Genomic DNA, 20,730 nt, shown 5'->3' with positions numbered 1-20,730 from the left:
CATGCTGATTGGCAATCCATATAGTATTGAGCAGGAAGTAAGAAAATACCACGAAGTAATACCATCTAAATAGTAGAACTTAAAATTGAGCCCAAGCAGGTTTATTAATTTAGATTCTATCTCTTCAAAAAAAAATAAAGGAAAATTTAAAATAATTAAAAATGAAATTCACAACACAACAAATACAAGATGTTTTAGAAAATAAAGGGTATCATTTTTTTGATAAAAATTTACCATTTAATTTAAACATCATAGGGGTACGCAGTGTTAATGATCTTGCAAATAACTTTGATGATTGGTTGTATGTAGTCTATCGTGATAACCTACAAAAAATGATTACAAAAGAATTCTCTATCACTACAGATCCAGGAAGGTATTGGCTTAAAAATCCATTAAATATAAATGGCACTGCTATTTTGGTGCCAGGACAGTACAAAGGATCCCATCGTATAGGATTACACCAAGGAAAATATGAAGCTTTAAAACAAGTAGGCAACGTACGTGTTTGGAGAGATAATGATCGAGACAACGCACTGCACAAAGAAGGAAAAACCTATGAAGGTATATTTGGAATAAATATTCATCGTAGCAATGCCAATGGTAGCGCTACTGTTGTAGAAAAATGGTCTGCCGGATGCCAAGTATTTAAAGATGTACAGGATTTTAATTTCTTTATTGAAATCTGTAAAAAATCTGCCAGTATTTACGAAAACTCTTTTACATATACACTTTTGGAAGAAGCAGATTTTATGAATTAATAGAATACTAACTACTAGTACAGATTTGTAATGCGTACTCTACCGAATAAGAAAATACTGCAAAGTAACAATTACAATTGGGTTGGGTTCTGCTTTCTGAATCTATTGAAAATTGGGAACCAAGACGGACGGCTAGATGCCTTTGTAACGACCGATAAGGATTTTATTGAGCAGTTTGCAGGCAAAATTGTTGAGGATAGTACTACGGCTTCACCCGATATTTATCAGTATCTCATCCAAGATTTATCAGAAAATTTTAAATCCAAATTGGATCAACCAGGTATTGATCAGGCTTTGTTTAGTATCTAATGATGAAGTGTGCAATGCATAAAAACTTATAGCATTGATTATGCCGTGGTTTAAAACATCTATAATGTTGATATAGAAAACAGTATAAGAATAATAGAGACCAAACATTCTCTTCTTTATAGATGAAACTAGACTCAATATAAAAATGTATACAATCCATCCCGTAAAAAACAAAATCGGAATACAAACAACTTAAAACAAGATTAAAATGGAAGAACTAAACATATTTACAAGAATCTTAAATCAATTTGGGCATTATATCAATCAATTGGATTGGGGGTACATTTTTACTTTTATGATTATGGCGTATGCCAGTAATAAGATAAATACAAAAAACAAGATCTGGAAGTGGGTTCCTAAGTACATGTCGGTAAAATGGTGGCCTGTCATAGTTGGTCTATTATACGCTTGTGCACTCTTTTTTGTGAGGGATCATACATTTATCCAAGGAGAGATGCTTTTTAAATCCTTTGTTTTTGCAGTAGCATTTCAACATACGATTCTCGAGAAGTTTTTCAGTTTGTTGGAAAACAATAATTCCCACCAAAATAAGGATACCGGTAAAGGGACAAAATAATAGAATCAATACATATCGGGCATTTTGAAAGATTACATATCCTTTGAAGTGTTGTTAGAAATAGATACGAATGTATTTGATGTATCAAGCCTAGAAGCTGGAGTATATTTTGTATAAATAGAAACCAATAGAGGAAATATGTTGAAGCGATTAATAAAAAAATAGAGAATTTTTAGAAATGTGTTTACAAAGGTTTTTGATTTTCTGTTATTTTACTAAGTAATGTATAAATAACTGATAATCAATTATAATTTGTTCGATTAATTCAAAAATCCGGCTCGGATTCGTAAGAAAAACCTTAAAATAGATGCTGTTTCTTACAAGAGTAGTGTTTTGAGAATTGGTGGTTTTATTGAACTTCAGGTCAGAAACCAAGTAATAAAAGCTGTCAAGTTCAAAAAAGCGGTTCATTTTATAAGTTTACAATTAGTAATAATACTTTTAAACTCAGTATCTAAACTTATATTAGTATACTGAGTTTAATTTTCAGATATCAAGCGTAGATACATCTACCAGTACCATTAGAACAACATCTACCAAACTCAATGAGTGTACGTGTTTGTCCTGGAGCGAAACATGTTGTCACAGCACATTTTGGTCCAACCTGAACGCAAACTCGAGAGCCTACTTGCGCTCCACTACCTTTTGATAAGATCAATTCTTGTTTAGTTAATTTTTTAACACCTTTTAATTCTAAGAGATTTTTTAACATAATATTGAATTTTAAGATTATTGATTAATAAGATAACCCTAATTTATTATTATATATCTTATATCGTGGACGAACGTTTTGATTTAGTGGACTAATGTATTTTTAATGAGGATCATGGTTATTGTTAGAGTTTTTAAATATAATAATCCTGATGAGTTTGAAATAGAATTTTTGGTAAATTAGTATTTATTCTATGGGAGAAAAGGTTCAATGTTGTTGACTCCCATAGAATAAATACTAATTTGTGAAACATTACGCTTCTCTTAGAGAATCATAAAAAAGAACGTTACAACAAAATATCAAAAGTTCAATAAAACGATGGAAAAGAAAGACGTAGTACTAGCTAAATTAATAAAGGATCTAAAAAAGATATCTAATATTTGTCAAGAAGTTAAATCAACTCAGACAGATCTTTATACTTTAAGCAAGGTTAGAGAGATATCAAGTATATCGTTATTAGCGATCGATGATATAGAAATGTTAAATCTTTAAGTTAATTCAACTAAAGTCTAAATAAACGATGAAGAGTATTGAAGAAAAAATTGAAGATTTAGAAGATGAAGTTTTTCGTAAAGTCTCTTATTTAATTTTAAAAGATCTTGAAAGATATGGCCCGGAAAAAGTTGCCAATGAAATAAATGAAGGCTCACAAGGAAACTATTATGTAGTTCCAACAGATGAAGGGGTTCGTGAGTGTGTAAGCAATTTAATTAACAAAAAGTTCAATTAATTGATGAATAGTATTTTAAAAAATAAAATTGTCGAGGTTTGCAATACTAAGATAGCTTCCAAAGGAGATAATGTAGGTCTTTCATTCTATGCTTTTTTCACTAACAAGAACGATAATCCTGAATTGTTGATGGAAGCTGCAACTTGGTGGATTCAGGATCATAGATTTGATCATTTTGAAAAAGCTGTTAAGATTAGGAACATAGTCTTAGAAGAAAACGAAAGTTCGGTAAACCGATGATTAATGGATGAAAATAAAATGATTGATACTTTAATAAATATTTCGAAAATTGGAATACGAAGCATCTTTACGGTAAAAAAATACGGTACAGAAATTTTAGAAGAAGATTTAGAGCTAATACTATTTATAAGGAATTATTTATACGATTTATAACTAAAAATTTCGCATATTCATCGTTTCTTTTTCCTTTCTACTTCGTTTAAAAAATAAACCGTAGCTATAGCTATGCTTGATTTTTTTGCCTTGCATAAAGAAAAAATAATTCAATGAATTTATACGAATTTTTTAATCACAAATGGTATAAGATAGGGTATTTTCATTTTCAACTGTTATATATATATAAACAGTCTTAAAACCTTTAATAATATGAAAACTAAACCTTATTCATTTTTATTATTACTCAGTTTTTTATGTGCGTGTTGGATGTCAACAGCACAAAGAACTCTTAATAAAACAAAAGAAAAATCTCTTAGGGCTTATGGCTTAGAGAACGTAAATACTACTTTATTATCCAAAAAAGATGGAAACGATAACGTATTAAATTCCAAGCTCATCCTTAAAGACCAACAAATCAAAATTTTCGCTCGACCAAATTCTGATATAAATTTATTATATAATGAATTGAAATCTTTAGGTATTACAAAAGAAAAAGTTCACAAAAGTGGTGTTACTGGTTATATCCCCATAAAAAGTGTGAGTAAACTAGATAATTGTAAATATCTAAAAGTTGCTATGCCTTTGTTTCGTCCTAAAGTTACAGATCAAAAGGATTTGCAAAAAAGAAAAAATGAAACACCGCGTACTCATAAAATAGTACCTCAAAACTCAAAAACATTCAATACTGGTATAATAAGTGAAGCAGTACAAGTTCTAAGAGTTGATAATATTAGAGACAAAATGCCTAACCTTGATGGGACAGGGGTTCGTATCGGTATCATATCAACAGAATTTAACACTAATGATTTAGACCTTACTTCTTCTATTTCAAATGGAGATTTACCTGGAGCTAATAATCCCAATGGATACACTCAAGAGGTTGTTGTTATATCAGATACAAAAGGGAGTGTTTCTGGAATCACTGATCAAGGGAGAGCCATGACTGAGTTAATCCATGATATAGCTCCTGGGGCTCAATTATATTTCTACGGTACTGAAGATTATTTTGATTTTACTGATGGTGTACAACAATTAGAAGCGGCGGGTTGCGATATCATTATAGATGACCTTGCTTTTTCTGAAGAGCCTTTTTTTCAAGATGGTCTCTTAACCCAATCCTTAGATAATTTTATAGCCAATGGTGGGCATCATTTCACTGCAGCAGGTAATTATTTTAACGATGGATATGAAGCTTCTTTTAATTCAGGAAATTTTACATTTGAAGGTGAGAATGTACAGGCACATCAATTTAGCAGTAATCAGTTTGAATTAGGATTAGAAGTAAATAGCTTCACCTCTTTAGTATTGCAATGGGACGACCCTTCTATTTTTGCCGGATCAAATAACCCAACTCCTAAATCAGATCTCGATTTTTATCTATTGAATGAAAATAATGAAATCTTAGCAAAGTCTGAAACAGTGAATGCTACAACGGGAGCTCCTTTAGAAATGATGTATTTTGAAGAAAGTACTACTCCAGGAAACCGAAATACCCCTCCAGCCCCAGTTGCTTATAAATTAGTAATTATTAAGAGAGCGGGTCCTGACCCAAGTAGAATACGTTTACTGGATTTTGGCAATGGATCTATAACTGAAGATGTTGCAGGTATAACACCAGCTAATTTGGTAGGGCATGCAAATGGAAAAAATTCTATTGCTGTAGGAACAGTTAACATGTTTAATACTCCTTTTTTTGAGGAAAAACTAGCCTTGGCTAATTATTCTGCGGTCGGTGGTGTAAGCATCACATTAGATGTTAATGGAAACAAAATAGAGCCAGAGTTAAGGAATAAACCAGATTTTTGCTCTATTGACCAAACTAGTACTTCTTTTTATGGACTTCAGTTTCCCGGTGATGATGGTTTTTTATTCGGAGGAACCTCTGCAGCAGTAACAAATTTAGCAGGTTTGGCGGCATTAGCATTACAGCAAAAACCCAATCTTGAATCTGACGAAATGAAAAGCCTACTCATCAAATCTACCATAGATATGGATGGTTTTCGTACCCCGGATTTTGATAAAGGTTTTGATTTTGAAACCGGATATGGTTTTGTCGAAGGAGATACATTTATTGCCAACCTTTCTGACATACCTTCAATCTATAGAGTAGAAGTCGTGAATGCCCAAACTAATGAGGGGTTATTTCAGATCAATGCTGGTGATACGATTGATTTAGCCAATACAGGAGATGGTGCTCGCTTAAACATTAGAGCATTGACTTCTTCTAATACAGAAAGTGTACGATTTAAATTATTTGGCTCTCGTTATCATAGCAGGATAGAAAATATAGAACCCTATGCTGTATTTGGCGATATCGATTCGAATTATAATGAATGGGATGCTCCAATTGGTTCTTTTAAATTAATTGGACAGCCTTTTAGTGATGATAAGGCCAAAGGAATTTCTGGTGAGAAAGAAATTATTGATTTTAAAATAAAATACTCTGGAAAAATATCTGGTTATAATGTGGTTAGTCTACAAGACCCAACTAAATCATTCCCATTAGAAGAACAATTAGATTTAGCAGCTGTAGATGATTTCTTTACCCAAAATCTCGATGAAGAATTTGACGGTAGATTTTCAATACAAGGGAACATTCCGAAAACGCCTAATCCTTTTTCTCCTTTTTTCCCCGAAGAGGTTATCACTAATTACTTTAATCCAACTCCAGATATACAGGTTGGTAATGCCCGCTTTTACTTATCTGGACCAGAGTTTAACCTAAACAATGATAATGCCGCTCCTTTTAGCATTTTTAATGACAATTCTGATTCGACAGAATTTTGGATAAATCCCAAATTAGGAACCTATCGTGTATTTTCTATTCTGTTTGCCAGAGAGAATGACTTTAGAACTAGAGGTACTACAAATAGTTTTAAATTTGAAGTCATTGATAGTAGAATAAATAATTCTAATAAAGAGAATGATATACCAAATTTTCAAAAAGAAATCTCAGTGTATCCAAATCCTTCAAAAGATCAAATTAATGTATCAACTCTGAAAGATATAAAATCACTTGCCATATATGACTATACTGGCAGAAGAATATATCATAAAGCATTGAAGACGAAACTAAAAACTAACAAGCAGAGTATCGATATTTCTCAACTTAATAGTGGACTATATGTAGTAAAAGTAGTAGATAGAAATGATAAAGACTATAGTAAAAAATTAATAGTTAAAAAATAATCCTAACAACTAAAAAAATAGAACTAACTCGTTCATATTTATTGAGAATAAGGTTTTCATTTGATCTGGATATAGCTTACTTTTTTTGAACGATTATGAAATCCTTCCAGATTTTGATACTGGTTAAAATTATAAAATCCGAGTTATTTTTATTCTTTTCAATATAGTATATTCATTGGGGGACATATCCCCCAATGAATTTTATGTACTAAAGCTGTTATAATCTTCTCTCCAAATATCAACTTTACTTGGGTCTCTCCCATGGAAAAAGAACTAATTTGCGTTAAGGTATTCACTGTTTGGGGTCACCTACAATGAAAGTCATACGATTTGTGATTAAAAAATTCGTATAAATTCATTGAATTATTTTTTCTTTATGCAAGGCAAAAAAATCAAGCATAGCTATAGCTACGGTTTATTTTTTAAACGAAGTAGAAAGGAAAAAGAAACGATGAATATGCGAAATTTTTAGTTATAAATCGTATTAACACTTATTACAGATTAGATTAAAAAAATGATGAGTAATTTTATGGCTATAAAAATTCAAACAACAAATGGCAGGCATTATAATCGTTTCGTCATTGGTATCGAAATTATTATCATAATAATTGATGCTAAAATAAGTGGTGCAATTCCTTTTATTGGCTCTAAAGTTGTTTTTGTTTTATAATATTCTGGTATAAATTGATTCCAATTTATAGTATCTGCATGCTGACTTTCAAATATTTTTGGGTAGAAAAATAATCTTAATTTTTCATGAAATGCATTGGTAGCGTTCAGATATTCCATTTGTTGACTCATACTAGTTCCTGCCAATTGATTAAAAGTTAATTGCAGATGCATATTAGGAATTACAGACGCGATTTGGCTGCTAGTGTGTTCGCGCAATTTAATCTTCTCATTAAAAGCATCCCGTTGTTTTTTTGAATCGTCGTCTCCCATCTGCTGCATCGCGTAATACCATAACCAATTGAATCCGACTGTAGGATATCCATATTTCTTAAATTGCGGATAATGTTGATAAAACTTCTCAATAGTAGCTCTTTTGTCAGTGTCCCATTTAACGTGATAGCCATCTCTTTGTGCTATTGCGGTGCTCAAAGCTTCTGGAATGGGGTATTTTGAAGTTACATATGCATTGATTCCAGCCGGTAAAAGAATAATCAATACCAACCAAACAGATAAAAGTAATAATGCATTAAAACCAGAAGGTTTTTTAAAACTTATGACAAAAAAGCTAATTGTAAACCAGAAAAATATATAAAGTACGGATAATCCGAACATCCAAAAAAAGTGAATATCCAAAGATGAGTTAAGGACTAGTTTTGCAATAAAAAAAAGAAAGATCAATACTACATATAATAGCATCATACGTACCAAAAGTTTGGAGATAATAAATCTAAGTTTAGATTTTGATTGAATAGCTACCAGCCTCCAGGTACCTGTTTCGGTTTCTTCAGAAACTACATTAAAAGTCAATACAATTACCAATAATGGAAAGAGGTAAATTATCACAAAAGAAAGGTCGAGATTGCCGGATTGCAAGTTCATTGGGTTTACCAAATCGGTATCATACTTTTGGGCTTCAAAGGTTTTGATTGTAATTCTTTTTACCGTTGGATGTACATCTGATTGCCCAATTGATAATACAGCTAATGGATTTAAGTTATTGATATAGGCAAAATTCGCATAATATAACAATAGCCCTAAATCATCATTATGTAGTGATACTTGTCGGTCAAAATGTTGCTCTTGATATGTCTTTACTTCGGCAATTGCATCTTGTTGTCTTTCTAAGTGTTTATTGCCAATGATGATTCCTATTATGCCTAATACTGTTATTAATACCAGGCTGATCCATACTTCTTTGGATCGAATACACTGTTGTAAAAATAATTTATATAACCTCATATTGCTTTTGCTTTTTTTGAAATGAATAGTATTACTCCTATCGTACTTATTGCCCAAAACAGGATAGACAGTAATGCAAAAAAAGCTTCTTTCATAGAATTAGAAAACGTCATGGGTTCATGTTTAAAATCCTGAAAATCTTCCCAATGTTCATGCCCAACTACATGAGCTTTCCCTTCAGAACCACTTTCTTTTTTGGGACTGATATATTCCATTTGCAATTCATTCATGGTTTGAGCTAATTTATATCGATAATCATCTGCTTTATCTTGAAAATCGATATAAGATGAAAAATCGGTACCAGCCATCGTCATTGATATTAATTTTATTGCGGTAAAAGGGTTCACAAATGATGAAAATCGAGTTACATTATTTTGATTTTTATAAATATCAACCAACTTAGCTTGATGTTTTCTGTACAAAGCAGATGTTATTTTCTCCCCCTCACGCATTACAAAACCCGAATAATTAAATGGCAGGTCAGTTACCTTAGTTACCTTATGAACTGTAAATACAGAGTCTTTTAAGTGGTTATAATGTGGGTCATTAGGATTGTGACTGTCACCTTTTTGGATTGCATCTTTTTCGATAGCAGATTGAAATGCCAATTTACTAGGAATAGGAAACCAGTAGTTTCCCATAGCTTGTGTAGATTTTGGTAATAGGATTACTAACAATAGCCAAATTCCCAATAATCGCAATAAAGCATTTTTGGGTGCATTACTGCTGGTCGATATGACAACCGTAATAGAAGATATAATAAAAAAGAATACCAAATAACTTGTACCAATTATGAAGAAGCGTAACCATCTAAAGTCATTTACTACTGAATTTTCGAATAGCAAAAGAGCAATAATTACTACGAAAAGAATGGGGATTAAAAACAGTAAAGAAATCGCAAAAAGCCCAATAGATTTTCCAAATAATATCTCTTTCCAGGTAGCACCTTGGGATAAAAGTATTTTTAAAGTTCCATTCTGTTTATCTCCTGCAACGCACGAAAAACCTGTAAAAAATAAAATCAAAGGTAATACCAGTTGTAGTAATAATGCTAAACTCAATTCACCAAATCGTAGCATGCCTGTAGAAAATGTCGCTTCAGAAAAATTAACACTATTTTGCCGATGTGCTTCTAAGAAAACTGTGTTTCCCGTAAAACTTTCCAATCCATAATCAAATATTCCCAAAGCAGGGTGTGTGCGAAACGCAAAAGTTCCAAAATGTGCCATTCTGTGTGGATGCTTATCGGGATTTGCTTCCCAACTCTGTCTTGCCTTAGTTTGGTGTTCTTGCCGAATATTATTTTGTGTGATATGATTTTGTATACCGCTAACAGCCGAATAAGCTGTTAGCAGTATAAAAATTAGAAACAATGCATAAAAACTTTTGGGAGCTGTCGCATTACGCCAAAAGTGGACTGCGAATAATCGAATGTTTGCCCATTGCATCTTTTTAGAATTTATACGTTGTAGTTAGTAATACATTTCTGGGAGCTCCCGGAAATAATCGGGTTGCATTTAATGCTCCATTCCAATACGTTTCATTAAACAGATTATTAAGTTTTATAGCAATCTGCATGTCGATGCCCGTTGGGCGATAATAAACGGCTGCATCAAAAATTGTATATGATGGCAATAATAATCGATCTCCGAACCAAGAAAAACGATCTCCACGGTATTCCGTACCGAAACCTACACCTATATTTTTAAGTGCGCCGTGCATAAAATCATATCGACCCCAAAAATTGGCACTATGTTCTGGTGCTCCACCAATGCGCTCACCTATTAAAGCAGGATCATCATCTTCTATAATTTCTGCATCAATAAAGGCATAAGAAGCACTTAGCTGAAGATTAGATAATACATATCCGTTAACGTCTAATTCAAATCCACGACTTCGTTGCTCTCCTCTTTCTATCAATATGGACTCATCATTTGGATCTTGCTGTAATAAATTCTTTTGCGTGATTTGATATAATGCGGCGTTCATCGTAAGTTTTCCTTTAAAAAACTCTCCTTTGGTACCAAATTCTATATTATTACTTTCCAGAGGATCAAAGCTGGCAGGAGTATCGGCAAAAAAGAAATCACCTGTAAATGGTGATAACGTTACGGTGTTTGATTGCGGCTGAAAACCTGCCACATAAGAACCATATACGCTAATAGCATCAGTAGCTTCATACGTTATACCTATTCTAGGAACAAAAGCTTCATTTTTAAAGGATCGTTCGTCACCTGACTTATAATCAAATATATCTTCATACCAATCATAGCGTAGATTTAACAGTGTCGAAAATTTACCAATCTTAAATTGATTTTGAATATAAATACCGTTTGAAGTAGTAAGGTTTGCTGGAATTGCGAATTCAGAGATGATATAACCAGAAGTTTCTCTTGCTGTATTATTAGGATTGGCAAGATCGAAATGATCAACATTAGGCGTTGGAGCAGTTACACCATCAATTTCTATAGTTTCGAATTGATCTGCTTCAGCAGGATTGAATGAAGTCGAAGTACCATTCAATCTTCGGTAACGACGAGCACCATTAGAAGCTCCACCAACAGTTCGTTCCCATCTGCTACCATCATACCCAACCAGAAGCTTATTGGTAAAAGTGTCATTTTCAAAATCAAAATTAATATATGCGGTATAGTTATCCGTTATCCAAAACTGCTGTCTTTCTGTGTAGCGCAGTTCAGCAAGGGTTGGAATTGCATTCCCATCTATGTCTACAGCTGCAGAACCTGCCACGCGGTGCTCTGCAAGGTCTTCTTCCCAGGTTTGTTTCATATAAGAAGCATTGAATCCTATATTATCAGTAATCTGCTTACTAAAATTGCTAATCACCATAAACTCTTTTGAAGCATAAAAATCATTGGCGGCAGCTACATTTGTGGCAATGTCAGTACTATTTAGATCAAATTGACCATTGATAGCTCCAAAGAGCGGTTGACCACGATCAAGATTTCCTACTCCATTACTGTATATCATTTCCACATTAAGGGCAGTAGTATTATTAGGTAAAAAGGTGATAGAGGGTGCTATTAAAAATTGATTGTTTTGTACCAGATCTCGAAAAGATCTAGCTTCTTGAACAGCAGTATTAAAACGGTATAATAAGGTTCCTGAATCATTTAATGGTCCTGTAAAATCTGCGGTTGCTCTTAAGGTTCCGAAACTTCCCACTGTGGCACTTACTTCACTTCTTTTTTCTTTTAAAGGTTTTTTAGTTACTAAATTAACCGATCCACCAGGATCGACACTTGAAAAAGTTACCGAAGACGGACCTTTAATAACTTCTGCTCTTTCTATATGAGATGTAATAGGTTGTAAAAAATAATACTGTCGTGTTCTTAAACCATTAATGAGCTGACCATCCTCGGCTTGTATAATACCTCGAATATTAAAATGATTGTAGAATCCTGTGTGTGTAACACTACTAGCAGTTTTTATAGCATCTGCTATCTGAAATGCCTGACGGTCATTAAATAATTCTTTTGTGATTGTAGAAACTGCCTGAGGTAGTTCCTTATTCTTAATCGCTATTTTGGTGGATGAAAAAGAGTAATCACTATTGTAATCCGTTCGAGCACGACCAACGATTTCTACGCTTTGAAGCTGCTCCGTACCTTCTTCTAACTGAATAGTTTCTATATCATATGTAGTACTGTTTCCAATTTCTATAGTGTTTTTATAAGGCTGAAAACCTAAATAACGTACTTCGATAGTATACGTTCCCGAAGGAGCATTTATTTCAAATTGTCCTGAGTTATCTGTAAGTTTCCCGAAAGTGTTGGTTTTGTTTTGTAACGAAATTGTAGCTCCCGGAATCGGAATATTTTGAGGGTCGACGATGGTTCCTGTTACCTGTACTTGTGCAAAAGTCGTGTAACTAAATAAAAGAAATAAAAGTTTGGGTAATAATTTAATAAATTTCATTATGATAATTGATTTGTTCTACGTTTAGATAGTTTTTAAGTATAAATCTTGTAATTGAGTTGCATTGATAGTATCTGTGCTTGATGTGTGAACTAATTGACCTTCTTTCATAATACCAATTTTAGTCCCTACATTTACCGCATTAAAGATGTCGTGAGTAGCCATAAAAATTGCTTTCCCTTCATTGCTAAGTTCTTTACATATTTTGGTGAATTCTAATGTTGCCTTGGGGTCTAGTCCAGAAATAGGTTCATCCATAAAAATGTAATCCGCGTTTTTAGAGAGTGCGATGGCGATTCCTACTTTTTGCCGCATTCCTTTAGAATATGAAGACAATTTTTTTTGATGCGCCGCTTCCTGAAGCCCCGCTTTTGATAAAAAATTGGATAACTCAGCGTTCACGTATTTGAATCCAGCTAATCTACTGAAGAAATTCAGGTTTTCAAGACCAGATAGGGTACCATATAATTGAACTACTTCTGGAATATAAGCGATCATTTGAGTAGTTTTAGTGCTGTTTGGTTTAACGGTGACACCATTAACCTGAGCTTCACCACTCGTGGGCGCTATCAAGCCCAGGAATAGATTAATAGTCGTAGTTTTACCAGCTCCGTTTTGGCCAAGTAAGCAAAAAATCTCTCCTTGGTCAACTGATAAATTCAATTGGCTGAGAGCTTGGTGCTTATCATAAGTCTTAGTGAGGTCTATAGCTTTAAGCATGTGTTTAGTTTTAAAAAAAAATGGCAATCATTTTAAAAATTTTTCTTTCATTTTAATTTGATTTAAGAATCAGATGGATGAGCACAACAATTCTCATTAGTACAACTACAATAATTACGATTACAGATATGAAGAACTATCAGGGCAATTGAAGGGATATAAATTGCAGCTTCCATAATCTTTAAAATCTGAAATTTCTCATTCAGAATTATACCTGCTAGTAGTATCCAACTACCCCATAAGGAATATTTCATCCATCGTTTGGATGTACGAGAAGCAGCAACAAAGATGGCTATGCATGATACTAATAGAAAAACTAAATCTATCATTTGCCACCATAACAAATACTGCTTTCTCAATCCAAAAGTACTTGCTTGAATGGTGAAAAACAGGGGTGTCATCAGACAATGAATGAGGCATAATCCGCTGGCAGTGACGCCTAAAATATTAGGGTATTTAGTTCGTTTTACAATGGATATCATAATTAAAATAGTTCTCTTTTTTTGTTTTTGCTGATTGCTTTTGATTGGTGTTCAAAATCCTTGTTATTACGCTTCACAAATTGGATATCAATTATTAAGGCTTCAAGGTTATTTTGCGAAGTACTGTATTAAAAGTTCCGGGGATCAAAGTTCCGGTCTCATCTAATAATTCTAATTGAATTGTAATTTCTCCCATAGGAAGTCCTTTGATCACGTGTGGAACCCATTCTGTAATCATAAATTTCTCCCCATGTATAGTGGCGCGAACCTTATGTCCATTTTCCGAAAGTGTTGTGTTTAGCACAAAGAAGTCCAATAGAATCTGTTCCGCATTTTTTCCTTCATAGGTTCCTTTTGGACGGCTGTAAATAAGTGTTGGGGCTTCCATTTCTAATCCAAGAACATCTTTAGGATCATCCCCAACAGTTAGTTTACGGACAACAACCGAATTACTGTTTTTTACTGATTCGTGATAGGAACGGCTTAAAAAAGCTACCAAATGATGTACTCCTTTGGGTATTTCTTTTTTAAAAATTGGTTCATAATGTGCAGAATAGGGTTGATTGTCTAAAATAAAATGAATATGCTGACCTTTTCCCGAATTCGCCAATTTTTGAGGATTAGGTCCTCCTGTCTGTGCTCCCAATTCGTAGTTTTCTACTTTAAAAGAAAAATCCATCTCTCCTGCTTCAGCCACTTCTATGTGCTTTGGGAGATCCAATATAAGAGAGGCATCGACATAGGCCGGAGAACTTTCTAATTTTTGCAATGTAATTTTGGGAGTAGTTGTTCTTGTTTCAATTTCGGTATCGTCTGCTATAGTTTCTTCCTTATTGGCAGCTTTCTTATCCTGTTTACAAGCTGTAAATATAAAAAGAAGAGCTACTAAAGCTATGACTATATGTTTTGTGTTTGTATTCATTTTGTTTTAATTAGTATTAGATTTTTTTTAAGGATTATTTTTATAGAGTTTAGTTAAGTTCCAAATAGATTCAGTACCCTGATTGGTTATGATCAGGTTTCCTAGTTCAGTATTGCTATCATCCTCAGTATTAAGTTGACAAATGATCTTGGTAATTCTACTATATGCCGCTGTATTCGAGGGCTCTATATGGATAGTAACATCACCTCCGGCTATCGTAAGAACATTATCTTTGTTTTCTAAAAGCTTACATCTCAAATATCTCAGCTCTTGTGCAATACGACTATAATCATCTGGGGTGCAGCTTAGATAAATCTCTTTGATTCCATGGAAAAGTTTTTGATTTTCGTACGTATTTTGAAGAAAAGCTTCACGAGAATATGAGGGATAATGCTTTCCATAAAGACTATCTAAGAAAGCAGGATTGTAATACCCATACCAGGTATGTAAAGAAGTGCCCGGGCTTGGAGTGTAGAAAGCTTTAAACCAGGTATGCTGATGATCACCAAAGGGCATCTTTACCGTTTCGTTGGCATATAAAAATGAGTCATTTTCAATTTTTAATTCGGGTTGCTCCCCTAAATGGAAGTGTTTGTCATTGTCTTTTAAAGAAAAACCAATACCGCTTTTACCTATCGGTTCGTTGTATTTGTTGTTTGGACCAAGAATTTCTATGTAATGTTGGTAGCCTCTTAAGAAGCACGTAGTAGCGTGATTATTTATAGGAGCAAAGTTCGGGAGTCCCAAATCCAGAGAAGCATAGGTCTTTTTTAATTGATTATCAGTTGTTAGTTTTGCATACGTAATACTATCTACAACCACGTATAGATGATCTAACAACACTTTAGGTAAAGCCTTGCGGAAAACCGCATCAATTTTTTCTTTGTTGATAGGAGAAGTACTCTCTGATTGCTTTGTTTGCTTTTGGCAGGAAAAGACAAGAATACTGCATAAGAATAATAAGCTTACTCGATATAACATACTAAATTATTTTTTGTAACATGGTTTTTTGGAATTAGAATACACTACATCTGTTAGAAAGTTGATTAAAATGCGTTCCCTTTACTATCCTGAGGTCATAGCCGTAACTAAAATTGTAGCAGCAATCCCGAACCCTGCCCCAGAAACAAATAAGTTCCATTTAGAATGCGCACCCTTTATTATTTCTGTATAAACCCATAAGGAGATCATAAAAAGTAAAACGATAAAAATTTGACCAGCCTCGATACCCAGGTTAAATAGCAGCAAGGGCATAATAATACTGTCGCTAAAGAGCATAAATTTAAAATTGCTGGCAAAGGCCAATCCATGGATGAGCCCAAAAACGAGTGCAATTGCATATTTTAGTTTAGCGTCCGAAAAAGTGGCATACCTCTCATAATTAATGATATTGGCTATTGCAGTTATCATAATTGTAAAAGGAATAAGCATGTCTATTAGTTTAGAGTTGGCTGGAATGACATCCAAAGCACTTAGCACGAGGGTTCCACTGTGACCTATAGTAAATGCTGTAATAATGACTAATATCTGTCTCCATTGTGTTAATCTAAAGGCCGCACATAATGTCATGACAAATAATAAATGGTCATAGGCATTTATATCCACAATATGATGCCATCCATTATAAAAAAAAGAACTCAAAGTATTCATTTGTGTATATTTTAGAGATCAATAGGTAAAGAATAGTTAGTAGACATAGCTTCAAAATAGACTTCTTCTACAAAATGAGGAATACGCACCGTAACCAAGTTAGTTTGTAAAAAATCGAATTCTTCAAAAAAGAGTCTATTTTCGACACAAAGTTGATCCCCTTTTTTAATGGTTGAAATGTTTTGCGAAAACTTGAGAATGCATACATTATGTTCTTCCAGAACTTGTGATGTTACATATTTCAGAGGAAATTGTTTTCCATTAATCGTGATCACATAATATTTTTTAAAATAACTTTCGATGCTCTTTTTATCTTCATTTGATACGTTTGTAAGATTAATGTCCTTGTTGAATGTATAATTAATACTATTCATGAGATCATCTATAAAGACTCTACATTCTATTTGTAGTTCTGTTTTTTCGGCATTGTATTCAATTAATGAAGAGGTGAGTTTAATTGGGTGTGAACTTATAAAAGAGGTACAAAACAACAGTACTCCTAATGTTATTAATGTCCTATAAAATTTAAATTTCATTTTTGGATATATTTTAGTTATTTGCATGGGATGAGCTGTACTAATGTTTCTACAGTTGTTTCAAGTGCTTTGGGCGAGGTTCTATCTGGTTGATATACGATAGAAACCTTTTTTGTATTCAAATCTAAAATAGATTGCTGCACTCCTTCTTGATATTGCAGTCCTTCCTCTATAATCTTTTGGCATTTTTTACATCTGGCCTCAGGAACGTTAATGACCATCAGGGAATTATCATTTCTTTGAATTAAAACCCTTTCTTCCTTTTCAGTAAGATTACATGAAGTACCTAGTAATATTAGTGCTATGATTGCTTTTTTCATAAGACTGTTATTTGATCGTATTTTTTTGGATTTTTTTAATAGTAGATAGTCAAAAGCCTTACAACTGGTAAAACTAATGACAGACAGAAAATCTATTACAACGGTAAATGCTAACTTGTGATTAGAAGATTTAGTTATGACGAGGTTTACAAATTTCTAATTAACCAGAAAAGATAATTACGATACTGTAGAATATCATAAAAGACAATGGTTTAAAAACCACCCAAGTCCTACAATCAATAGCAAAAATCTTTGTAAATATTAAAACAATTACCCTATAAACCCAGGAGGAGGTTTATTATAGATACTTTCTGGGAGTGTAATACTGTAATTTGATAGTTCGTAACAAAAATTGGTCTTATACCTTGAAATGTCAATTTCAGGTTTTTGTACTACTGCTTCAAAAACATCATTAGTAAAAGGCGTCAGATCATTGGATAGAGCTATTATTTCGCATAATTCGCAATGTACTTGATCATCACCATCATCAGAAATATGAGAAAAAACATGGAAATTACCTATTCTAAGAAATAGAAAGGTAGAAAGGAAAAAAAGAATACTAATATTTTTCCATATGTTCTTTTTCATTTTCCAAATATAGGAATTAATATAATATTGCTGGCTTTAGAATATGATAAAGATTGTTTTTTAGAAATCTTTAAGAAACGAAAGACAGTCAAGATTACAATTCAACTAGTTTTTGTTAGAATTATCAAAAATAATTCTAAAAATCTAGTATCGGAATATGCGGTTTATATACATTTGAAGAATAAACTTAATTAATCATAAATCATGAAAACACTTAGTAAATTAATCTTAATTGCAGCAGTCTCTTTATTTTTTTCCTGTAAACAAAATCCTGCAGAAACTCCTGAGCATAAGGCTATGGTAACAGAACATAATGAGATGGAAGCATCTCATGAAAAAATGGAAACGGAACATAAGGCAATGAAAGACGACCATAATGAAATGATGGAAGCTCATAAAACTATAGAAAACGATTCTATTCATATACTTACAGAACAAAAACATCAAGCGATGTTAGCTGAACACGGTAAACTTATCGAAAAGCACCAAACTTTAATTGATGGACATACAGAGTTAGAAAAAAAACATAGTACTGGTGAAGTTACATTAGAAGAAATGAAAACGGAACACGAAGCTATGAAAAAAGCACACCAGGAAATGGAAAATCAGCATCAACGTTTAGCTTCTGAACATCAAAAAATTACCGAAGAGGATAAAAAAATGCTGAAAGAAGATAAGGAAAAAGCAACAGCAGAAGAGGCTAATCAAAAGTAAACTGCTTCGGAGCAAGCTGCGAGGCATGTATTGAGAAACAACATTTTGATTTCGTGGCAAGCCTCCTTTAGCATTTTAAAACCCTATTATCGAGTAAATACTAATAGATTATCTATTAGAAAAAAAGCCTGATAAAATTTGAAAAATCGTGCTTTATAGTAAAGTACGATTTTTCAAGTACTGAAATACATTGTTCGTATGGATTCTTGGGCTTTAATTAATTTTTTATAGTAACTACCTTGGGACAAGTCCTTGAGGCATTTATCGAGTAATACTATTTTCGATTTCCAGACAAGCCTCCTTATATTATTTTACATCTTGATTATAGAGGACATTTAAACAATAAATTATTGTATGACTTATTTCGAAAAAGATACATATTTCATTTTACTGTATTTATGATCAGACGCTATATGCTATGTATATGATCTCTTAATGAGCTTTTTTTATTAATACCTATTTTTTTTCGGAGTCTATATCGTGCTTTTTTAATGCCTTCTAGTGAGATATTAAGAATTTTTGCAATTTCTTTAGAAGATAAATTGAGTTTTAGAAGTGCCATAAGTCTCAATTCGTTTGCAGTAACATTGGGATACTTTTGCATCACAATGGTATAAAAGTCCTGATGTACCTCTTCAAAACATTTTCTGAAGTTGTTCCAGTTTTCGGCATCTTTTTGCTCAAAATTAATAGTTTGCAGAAGTTTTAAGTATTTATATTGTAAATCCTGGTTTTCTGAGTATTTGATATCTTTGACTTCTTGTTTTAAGTTCTCCAATACCGTATTTTTTTTCACAATATGTAATGCGTGTGTAGTTAATTCTTTATTCCTGAAATCTAATTCTGCTTTTAATTTTTTTCTCTCTAGCAAGGAACATTTTATTTTTTTCTTGAAACAAAACAGTTTTATGCTTAATATGAGTATTGAAACAAGTAATATGATTACTAAAAGAATAGGCTGTAGTTTTTTGTTTTTTGTTTTTTGTCTGAGAAGATTAATTTTCTTATCCTTAGAAACGATCTGCTGTTCTTTTTTTTCATTTTCATATTCAGCCTGTAATTCACGAGCTTTTTTTTCGTTTGCCAGATTTTTCAGGCTATCTTTTAATTGAATTAAATTTTTATAGTACAGTACTGCATCTTTTGTATTTCTGTTTTGTTCTGCAATTTGTGCCAGTATGATGAGGCTTTCTTTTTCTCCATCGAGATCACAAATGTTTTTTGTCATATCTAGTGCTTTTAGTGCATAAATTTTGGCAGAGTCTAATTGATTGGTTTTTACAAAACATTTGGCAAGTTCATTAATAGTAAAATTTTTTTGTTTATTATCTCCAGCAGTGGTATAATTATATAAAGCTTTTTTTTGAAAAATTAGCGAGCTACCATAATCCTGCATTTCATAATAAGTAGCACCTATCAGTGATTGGATATACGCAATTGTTTTTGGGTTGCCAGTTGTTTTTCTGTATACAAATGCTTTTTTAAAATATGTTAAAGCTGTATCATACTGTTTTAATCCATTATAACATGTTCCTATATTTAGAGTAATAGAACTCCTCAGGATTTGGTTGTTTTTTTCTAATCGCAATAATGCCTGATCCAGGTATTTCAGTGCTTTTTTATATTGCTCTTGTTTGATTAAAACAGTACTGATGTGTATATAGGATCTACGGATTCCTTCTGTTTTATTGTAACGTTCATACCAACGTAACACATAGAGGTAACACTCAATTGCTTTTTCATATTGTTCAGTACGTTTGTAAGAAACCCCTTTGTTTTCTATGGATTTAATAAAAGAAAGAGAATCGTTGACCTTTAAGAATAAAATTCCAGCTTTCGTTAAGCTTTCAATGGCTTCAGTATACTGGTCTGTATGGTTGTAGATAGCTCCTATCTGATTTAGAGAAGAAGCTTGTCCCCATATATGTTTGATATCTTGGTTAATGCGATAGGATTTATTGAAGTATACTAATGCTGAGTCATATTCTTTTTGATAATAATGGGTAACTCCCATACAGTTATTAGCTCCAGCTATACCGCGAGAATTCTGTAATCGTTTGGCAATAGAAAGCGCTTGGTGAATATAACGTTTTGCGCGAGCAGGATCAGAAATTACATATTGTATACCTAAATCATTATAAGCCTTTAGTAAAGTCGTGTCTCTTGTGTTTTTATTTGAAATAACGCGATGAAGACTATCCGTTATTTGCATATTTTGTGCCGGTAGGATGTAGTGTGGAAGTAGTGTGAAAAAAAGAATATACCAAAATAAAGGGA

At 32.8% G+C, this 20,730-nt stretch carries 19 protein-coding genes; 7 read left to right on the top strand and 12 right to left on the bottom strand.

Annotation, left to right across the window (positions count from 1 at the left end; all coding sequences use genetic code 11):
• The first annotated feature begins 161 nt into the window (after positions 1 to 161).
• From F0000_RS01465 to F0000_RS01440, 6 genes are all read left to right on the top strand, one after another.
• Positions 162 to 758: a hypothetical protein gene (locus tag F0000_RS01465; RefSeq protein ID WP_149622921.1), complete on the top strand. Its 597-nt coding sequence runs from the start codon at positions 162 to 164 to the stop codon at positions 756 to 758.
• Between the two features lie 105 nt (positions 759 to 863).
• The gene (locus tag F0000_RS01460) at positions 864 to 1,067 is read left to right on the top strand and encodes a hypothetical protein (RefSeq protein ID WP_149622920.1); all 204 of its coding nucleotides are present in this window, start codon (positions 864 to 866) and stop codon (positions 1,065 to 1,067) included.
• Between the two features lie 208 nt (positions 1,068 to 1,275).
• On the top strand, positions 1,276 to 1,644 hold the full coding sequence (locus tag F0000_RS01455; protein WP_149622919.1) for a hypothetical protein: 369 nt from the start codon (positions 1,276 to 1,278) through the stop codon (positions 1,642 to 1,644).
• A gap of 1,232 nt (positions 1,645 to 2,876) precedes the next feature.
• A complete protein-coding gene (locus F0000_RS01450) occupies positions 2,877 to 3,086 on the top strand; it encodes a hypothetical protein (RefSeq protein WP_149622918.1) in 210 nt (69 codons plus the stop codon).
• Between the two features lie 3 nt (positions 3,087 to 3,089).
• The gene (locus F0000_RS01445) at positions 3,090 to 3,326 is read left to right on the top strand and encodes a DUF6500 family protein (RefSeq protein ID WP_149622917.1); all 237 of its coding nucleotides are present in this window, start codon (positions 3,090 to 3,092) and stop codon (positions 3,324 to 3,326) included.
• A 366-nt stretch (positions 3,327 to 3,692) separates the two neighbouring features.
• Entirely contained in the window at positions 3,693 to 6,671 is a 2,979-nt protein-coding gene (locus tag F0000_RS01440; RefSeq protein ID WP_149622916.1) for a S8/S53 family peptidase, read from the top strand.
• Between the two features lie 564 nt (positions 6,672 to 7,235).
• Here the strand turns inward: F0000_RS01440 and F0000_RS01435 are convergent.
• The 11 genes from F0000_RS01435 to F0000_RS01385 all read right to left on the bottom strand — a co-directional run bounded on the left by F0000_RS01435 (position 7,236) and on the right by F0000_RS01385 (position 17,739).
• On the bottom strand, positions 7,236 to 8,582 hold the full coding sequence (locus tag F0000_RS01435; RefSeq protein ID WP_149622915.1) for a DUF3526 domain-containing protein: 1,347 nt from the start codon (positions 8,580 to 8,582) through the stop codon (positions 7,236 to 7,238).
• Positions 8,579 to 10,030, bottom strand: coding sequence for a DUF3526 domain-containing protein (locus F0000_RS01430; protein ID WP_149622914.1), 1,452 nt, complete (start codon positions 10,028 to 10,030; stop codon positions 8,579 to 8,581). The genes F0000_RS01435 and F0000_RS01430 overlap by 4 nt, the downstream gene beginning before the upstream one ends.
• Positions 10,031 to 10,034: 4 nt before the next feature.
• Positions 10,035 to 12,521: a TonB-dependent receptor gene (locus tag F0000_RS01425; RefSeq protein ID WP_149622913.1), complete on the bottom strand. Its 2,487-nt coding sequence runs from the start codon at positions 12,519 to 12,521 to the stop codon at positions 10,035 to 10,037.
• Between the two features lie 24 nt (positions 12,522 to 12,545).
• The gene (locus tag F0000_RS01420; RefSeq protein WP_149622912.1) at positions 12,546 to 13,241 is read right to left on the bottom strand and encodes an ABC transporter ATP-binding protein; all 696 of its coding nucleotides are present in this window, start codon (positions 13,239 to 13,241) and stop codon (positions 12,546 to 12,548) included.
• Between the two features lie 62 nt (positions 13,242 to 13,303).
• Positions 13,304 to 13,723, bottom strand: coding sequence for a MerC domain-containing protein (locus tag F0000_RS01415; RefSeq protein WP_149622911.1), 420 nt, complete (start codon positions 13,721 to 13,723; stop codon positions 13,304 to 13,306).
• A gap of 94 nt (positions 13,724 to 13,817) precedes the next feature.
• On the bottom strand, positions 13,818 to 14,645 hold the full coding sequence (locus F0000_RS01410; RefSeq protein WP_149622910.1) for a hypothetical protein: 828 nt from the start codon (positions 14,643 to 14,645) through the stop codon (positions 13,818 to 13,820).
• 27 nt (positions 14,646 to 14,672) lie between these two features.
• On the bottom strand, positions 14,673 to 15,626 hold the full coding sequence (locus tag F0000_RS01405; RefSeq protein WP_149622909.1) for a DUF5829 family protein: 954 nt from the start codon (positions 15,624 to 15,626) through the stop codon (positions 14,673 to 14,675).
• Between the two features lie 84 nt (positions 15,627 to 15,710).
• Entirely contained in the window at positions 15,711 to 16,295 is a 585-nt protein-coding gene (locus tag F0000_RS01400; RefSeq protein WP_149622908.1) for a HupE/UreJ family protein, read from the bottom strand.
• Between the two features lie 11 nt (positions 16,296 to 16,306).
• Positions 16,307 to 16,831 carry a DUF6702 family protein gene (locus F0000_RS01395; protein ID WP_149622907.1) on the bottom strand — a complete coding sequence of 175 codons (525 nt, stop codon included), beginning with the start codon at positions 16,829 to 16,831 and terminating at the stop codon, positions 16,307 to 16,309.
• Between the two features lie 17 nt (positions 16,832 to 16,848).
• Entirely contained in the window at positions 16,849 to 17,151 is a 303-nt protein-coding gene (locus F0000_RS01390) for a heavy-metal-associated domain-containing protein (protein WP_149622906.1), read from the bottom strand.
• Between the two features lie 270 nt (positions 17,152 to 17,421).
• Positions 17,422 to 17,739: a hypothetical protein gene (locus tag F0000_RS01385; protein WP_149622905.1), complete on the bottom strand. Its 318-nt coding sequence runs from the start codon at positions 17,737 to 17,739 to the stop codon at positions 17,422 to 17,424.
• 204 nt (positions 17,740 to 17,943) lie between these two features.
• Here F0000_RS01385 and F0000_RS01380 point away from each other — a divergent pair, with 204 nt between their 5' ends.
• Positions 17,944 to 18,453: a hypothetical protein gene (locus F0000_RS01380; RefSeq protein ID WP_149622904.1), complete on the top strand. Its 510-nt coding sequence runs from the start codon at positions 17,944 to 17,946 to the stop codon at positions 18,451 to 18,453.
• Between the two features lie 409 nt (positions 18,454 to 18,862).
• Here the strand turns inward: F0000_RS01380 and F0000_RS01375 are convergent, their stop codons facing one another.
• Positions 18,863 to 20,665, bottom strand: a complete 1,803-nt coding sequence (locus F0000_RS01375; RefSeq protein ID WP_188111990.1) for a transcriptional regulator — start codon at positions 20,663 to 20,665, stop codon at positions 18,863 to 18,865.
• Positions 20,666 to 20,730: the final 65 nt, after the last annotated feature.

The sequence above is a fragment of the Aquimarina sp. RZ0 genome, assembly GCF_008370685.1.
Lineage (GTDB): Bacteria > Bacteroidota > Bacteroidia > Flavobacteriales > Flavobacteriaceae > Aquimarina.
The sequence above is the reverse complement of the archived record's forward strand: the minus strand, read 5'-3'. Positions and strand labels throughout refer to the sequence as shown.

Excerpts from the sequence above, each read along its gene's own strand:
- F0000_RS01465 (WP_149622921.1), top strand. The coding sequence starts at position 162 with ATGAAATTCACAACACAACAAATACAAGATGTTTTAGAAAATAAAGGG.
- F0000_RS01455 (WP_149622919.1), top strand. The coding sequence starts at position 1,276 with ATGGAAGAACTAAACATATTTACAAGAATCTTAAATCAATTTGGGCAT.
- F0000_RS01450 (WP_149622918.1), top strand. The coding sequence starts at position 2,877 with ATGAAGAGTATTGAAGAAAAAATTGAAGATTTAGAAGATGAAGTTTTT.
- F0000_RS01445 (WP_149622917.1), top strand. The coding sequence starts at position 3,090 with ATGAATAGTATTTTAAAAAATAAAATTGTCGAGGTTTGCAATACTAAG.
- F0000_RS01440 (WP_149622916.1), top strand. The coding sequence starts at position 3,693 with ATGAAAACTAAACCTTATTCATTTTTATTATTACTCAGTTTTTTATGT.
- F0000_RS01435 (WP_149622915.1), bottom strand. The coding sequence starts at position 8,582 with ATGAGGTTATATAAATTATTTTTACAACAGTGTATTCGATCCAAAGAA.
- F0000_RS01430 (WP_149622914.1), bottom strand. The coding sequence starts at position 10,030 with ATGCAATGGGCAAACATTCGATTATTCGCAGTCCACTTTTGGCGTAAT.
- F0000_RS01425 (WP_149622913.1), bottom strand. The coding sequence starts at position 12,521 with ATGAAATTTATTAAATTATTACCCAAACTTTTATTTCTTTTATTTAGT.
- F0000_RS01420 (WP_149622912.1), bottom strand. The coding sequence starts at position 13,241 with ATGCTTAAAGCTATAGACCTCACTAAGACTTATGATAAGCACCAAGCT.
- F0000_RS01415 (WP_149622911.1), bottom strand. The coding sequence starts at position 13,723 with ATGATATCCATTGTAAAACGAACTAAATACCCTAATATTTTAGGCGTC.
- F0000_RS01410 (WP_149622910.1), bottom strand. The coding sequence starts at position 14,645 with ATGAATACAAACACAAAACATATAGTCATAGCTTTAGTAGCTCTTCTT.
- F0000_RS01405 (WP_149622909.1), bottom strand. The coding sequence starts at position 15,626 with ATGTTATATCGAGTAAGCTTATTATTCTTATGCAGTATTCTTGTCTTT.
- F0000_RS01400 (WP_149622908.1), bottom strand. The coding sequence starts at position 16,295 with ATGAATACTTTGAGTTCTTTTTTTTATAATGGATGGCATCATATTGTG.
- F0000_RS01395 (WP_149622907.1), bottom strand. The coding sequence starts at position 16,831 with ATGAAATTTAAATTTTATAGGACATTAATAACATTAGGAGTACTGTTG.
- F0000_RS01390 (WP_149622906.1), bottom strand. The coding sequence starts at position 17,151 with ATGAAAAAAGCAATCATAGCACTAATATTACTAGGTACTTCATGTAAT.
- F0000_RS01385 (WP_149622905.1), bottom strand. The coding sequence starts at position 17,739 with ATGAAAAAGAACATATGGAAAAATATTAGTATTCTTTTTTTCCTTTCT.
- F0000_RS01380 (WP_149622904.1), top strand. The coding sequence starts at position 17,944 with ATGAAAACACTTAGTAAATTAATCTTAATTGCAGCAGTCTCTTTATTT.
- F0000_RS01375 (WP_188111990.1), bottom strand. The coding sequence starts at position 20,665 with ATGCAAATAACGGATAGTCTTCATCGCGTTATTTCAAATAAAAACACA.